Here is a 4,500-nt window from a genome sequence, read left to right on the forward strand (position 1 = left end):
GCTCCGCTGGAAAGATCGTTGAAGGATGATTGCACTTTATCATATCCAGCGGTTCATTCAATAATTTTTCAATACCTTTAGTACTTTTTCGACAGCTTCAACGTCCAACTTTGAATGAAAGGCAAAAAGAAAAAGATTAACCGCTAAGACGCGAAGAACGCAAAGAAATTCAAAAGCTATTTGTTGTTAAAAAAACTCAGCGTTCTTGGCGTCTTTGCGGTGAAATAGTTTTTGGAGAAATTTTTGGATCGAAAAATAGAAAAAAAGTGGCTCCCCCTGAAAAAGGTTATCCCGATTATCATGATATGCCTCCTTATCATTTTTCTGGGCTTTCAGGTAATATCTCGATCAGGCACAACAAGGCTCAGGGTTGATCCAAGCAGGATTACCATGTCAGAGGTAAAGTATGGGGAGTTCCAGGAGTATTATCCATTTGATGGTACAGTAATCCCTTTAACCTCAGTATATCTTGATGTGGAGCAGGGAGGCCGTGTAGAAGAGATTTTTGTAGAGGGGGGTAAACCCATTCAAAAGGGTGACCTTATATTGCGGTTTTCCAATACAACCCTTCAGACGAATCTCATAAACACTGAGAACAGCCTGCTTGAAAACCTGGATCGGCAGCGAAACACCCAGCTTCAACTTGCAAAGGATAAACTTACCAGAAAGGAAGCGCTGCTGAACCTCACCTATGAGACCATTAAGCTGGAAAAGCAGTACAAACGCTATAGTGTCCTGAATGTGGAAAAAATAGGTATCTCAGAAGAGGATTATGAGACCCTTTCTGATCAGCTCGAATATAAAAAGGCACAAATGGAGTTTCAGAAAGAGCGTAATAAACAGGAGGATCTTATCGGTGATGAACAACTGGCACAGGCTAAAAAGGCCATAGAGCGTATAAACCTGAGTCTTGATCTCCTTACAAAACAGATAGAAAGCCTGAATGTAAAGGCCCCAATATCCGGGTATCTTTCAAGCATTAGCGCTGAGATCGGGCAAAATATTATCCCTGGCCAGCGCATAGGCCAGATAGATATCCTTGATAAATTTAAGATCAGGGCAGGGGTGGATCAGTATTATAATTCGAAAGTGACAGTAGGGGTAAAAGGCAGGTTTACCCTTGATAATAAAAGTTATGGGGTAGAAGTGACAAAGATATATCCCGAAGTAATAAATAATCTGTTTACAGTAGATATGGCCTTTTCAGGTGAAGTCCCGGATGGCATCAAACGTGGACAAACCCTTACAGTGGAATTAAGCTTCGGTGAACCTGGGCAAAGTCTTATGGTTAATAAGGGAGGTTTTTATCAGCAGACAGGCGGCCGCTGGGTATACATGATATCCGGGGATGGGAGATCAGCCTATAGAGCGGATATTCGCCTTGGCCGCCAGAACCCGCGGTATTTTGAGGTTTTAGAAGGATTAAAAGCAGGGGATATGGTAATTACGTCAGGTTATGATACGTTCAAGGAAGCGGATGAGTTGGTGTTTGAGGATGCGGTAAAACTAAAAGAATGAACGTTCAACATTCAACATCGAACGCCCAACTTTGAATGAAAGGCATAAAAGAAAGGGTTCAAGGAGTCAAGGGTTCGAGGGGTCGAGGGAAAATATAAAGGCAAAGACTGGATTCCGGATCAGGTCCGGAATGACAGACTAAAACATAAATGCCTAATCGTCATTCCCCGGCTTGACCGGGGAATCCAGAGTCTTTAATAAATTATTGGACGTTGAAAGTTGAAAGTTTCCCGCTGTAGCGGGATTGGAAGTTCATATTTATATATAGGAGTTTCCCATGTTTCTAAGCTTCATAAAGATTACACTTCGCATACTTTATCGTGAAAAGGTATATGCAATTATTAATATTGCAGGGCTTTCCATAGCCATTGCATGTTGTCTAATCCTGGGGATGTGGCTTCGCAGTGAACTTACATATGACCAGCATCATAAAAATCACAGACAAATTTACAGGGTGGAAAGTGATTATGTGTTTGATGGCAGCTCAACCCGAACAGCAGTGACCTCACGGTACCTGGGCCCTATGCTTGCCGAAGAATACCCTGAGGTCAGAGGATTTGTGAGATTTAGAAAGTTTCCCGGTTTTAAACTTTTAATGCGTCATGAAGAAAAGGCATATTTCTGGGGAACTGTTTTTGTTGCCAGCGACAATGTATTTGATGCCTTTACTCATAATATTATCTATGGCGATCCAAAGACCGCCCTTGTAGATCCTGCTTCTATGGCGGTGAGTGAAACATTTTCCAGAATGTATTTCGGAGATACTAATCCCATAGGAAAAACAATTGAAAGTAATGGGAAGATAAGAAAAATTACGCTAGTTTTTGCCGATCTGCCGGAAAACTCTCACCTGAGGTATGATGCACTTTTTTCATTTAACGATAAGGAATTTGCCGGAGATGACACTGTTACTGCCCGTCAAAATGGATTATGGAATCCAAATGACTATACTTATTTATTAATGTCCGAAGATTATAATATTCGTGATTTCAAATCTATATCAGATGCCTTTTTTAAGAAGCACATGGCAGAAATTGGAAAAACCTTTAATGGAACATGGAACGGCTGGCTGCAGCCTCTGAAAGACATTCATTTCAATTCCAGATTATTATATGACGAGCCCGCCGGAAACAGGATTTATGTTTATGGTTTTTTAGCAGTTGCTGTTTTTATCCTGCTGGTTGCCTGCATTAATTATATGAACCTGGCAACAGCCAGGGCGGCAAAAAGGGCCAAAGAAGTGGGAATACAAAAGATTCTCGGTTCCGGAAGATCACGCCTTATGTTCCAGTTTGTAGGGGAGTCACTGTTTTTCTCAATTATCTCACTATTTTTAGGCCTGGTTCTGATTGAAGTTGCTTTAAAGCTGATACCCTTAAATCAGCTAATGGGTAAAAATATATCGTTGAATCTCAGCAGCGATCCTTTGCTGTTAATATCCATAATTGCCTTTGGCCTCATCCTTGGTTTGTTATCGGGATTGTATCCCGCCATTCATCTTTCGGCGATGAAACCTTTAACTGTTCTTATAGGACGGCATAAGACAGGAAAAGGAAGTTCATTTTTGCGCCAGTTGCTTGTACTGGTTCAATTCATTGTTTCTGTTTCTGTTATTGCATGTACGCTGCTCATGGCTATACAGATGCAATATGTTTCCAGTAAATCGTTGGGTTTTAATAAAGAGAATCGATTAATAGTTACCCTGCGGGGCGCTGACCTGGTAGAGAATATGCCAACTGTAAAAAAGGAGTTGATAAATAACCACAATGTGCTCGGAATGGCCTTTTCTACCCATAAGATCAATAATACTCCCATAGCTTATTTAAACATAAAAAATAATGACAATGTCACTAAAACATTATCCGCTAATATTATGGCTGTGAGTCAGAATTTTGTAGATGTAATAGGAATGGAACTCATAGCAGGAAGAGATTTTTCAAAGGAACAAATAACCGATAAAAAAATTTCATTCATTATCAGTGAGACAGTTGCCAAAAACATGAAGTGGGAACAGCCGCTTGGAAAAAGTATTGAGTATGGCGAAGCAGACGCAAAAGTAATTGGAGTTGTGAAGGATTTTCATCACGAAAGCCTCAAAAGTAAAATTCAGCCTTTTGTTTTAAGGATGTTTTCCGGTGTTGAGCAGGACAAGGTAGGAAACCAGGCCCGTGAAACCATGATTTATTATCTCTACATTAATATCAGAGGAAATGAGATCGCCCAGACACTGGATTTTATTAAAACAAAGTTTGAAGAATTTGATCCTGAACACCCTTTTGAATTTGAATTTCTTGATGATACTCTGAATAAGATGTATTTGTCAGAAACCAATCTTATGGGCCTGATAGGTATCTTTGCAGGTGTCTGTATATTCATTTCCTGTCTAGGACTGTTTGGTCTTGCTGCTTTTACAACAGAACTGCGAACAAAAGAAATCGGAATAAGAAAAGTATTGGGCGCTTCTACCTGGAAAATAATATTAATGCTGGCTAGCCGGATTTTACTGCTTGTTTTAGGTGGTTCCCTAATTGCATCTTTAATTGCCTATTATGCAATGGATGAATGGCTGGCTGATTTTGCCTACAGGATAAGTATAAATCAGGCTATATGGGTGTTTTTTATAGCTGCTGCAGTGGCTGCCTGCGTAGCTTTTATGACTATTGTTTTACAGTCATTGAAGACAGCACAGGCAAATCCGGTGGAGGCGCTGCGACATGAATAGAAAAGACGAACTTCCAACATTCAACATCGAACGTTCAATGATGAATGAAAGGCATAAAAGAAAAGACTGGATTCCGGATCGAGTCCGGAATGACAGACTAAAACATAAATGCCTAACCGTCATTCCCGCGAAAGCGCATTGGCGTCAAGCTAAAATCTATTGAAATGACAGGATAAATTTTAATGTTAAGGATTGATCGTACATACAATATATTTTGTTGTCCATATAAAATATCCACTGAAAGAGGATATCAAATATTA

The 4,500-nt window shown here is 40.0% G+C and carries 2 protein-coding genes; both read left to right on the forward strand.

Annotated features, from left to right (window positions below):
• Positions 1-243 precede the first annotated feature (243 nt).
• Positions 244-1,518 (forward strand): HlyD family efflux transporter periplasmic adaptor subunit, encoded by a 1,275-nt coding sequence (locus tag GX654_19540; GenBank protein NLD39059.1) that lies wholly within the window; start codon positions 244-246, stop codon positions 1,516-1,518.
• Between the two features lie 277 nt (positions 1,519-1,795).
• Complete coding sequence (locus GX654_19545; GenBank protein ID NLD39060.1) at positions 1,796-4,240, forward strand: FtsX-like permease family protein; 2,445 nt, start codon at positions 1,796-1,798, stop codon at positions 4,238-4,240.
• The last annotated feature ends 260 nt before the right edge of the window (positions 4,241-4,500 follow it).

It is taken from the genome of Desulfatiglans sp. (genome assembly GCA_012513605.1).
Classification (GTDB): domain Bacteria; phylum Desulfobacterota; class DSM-4660; order Desulfatiglandales; family HGW-15; genus JAAZBV01.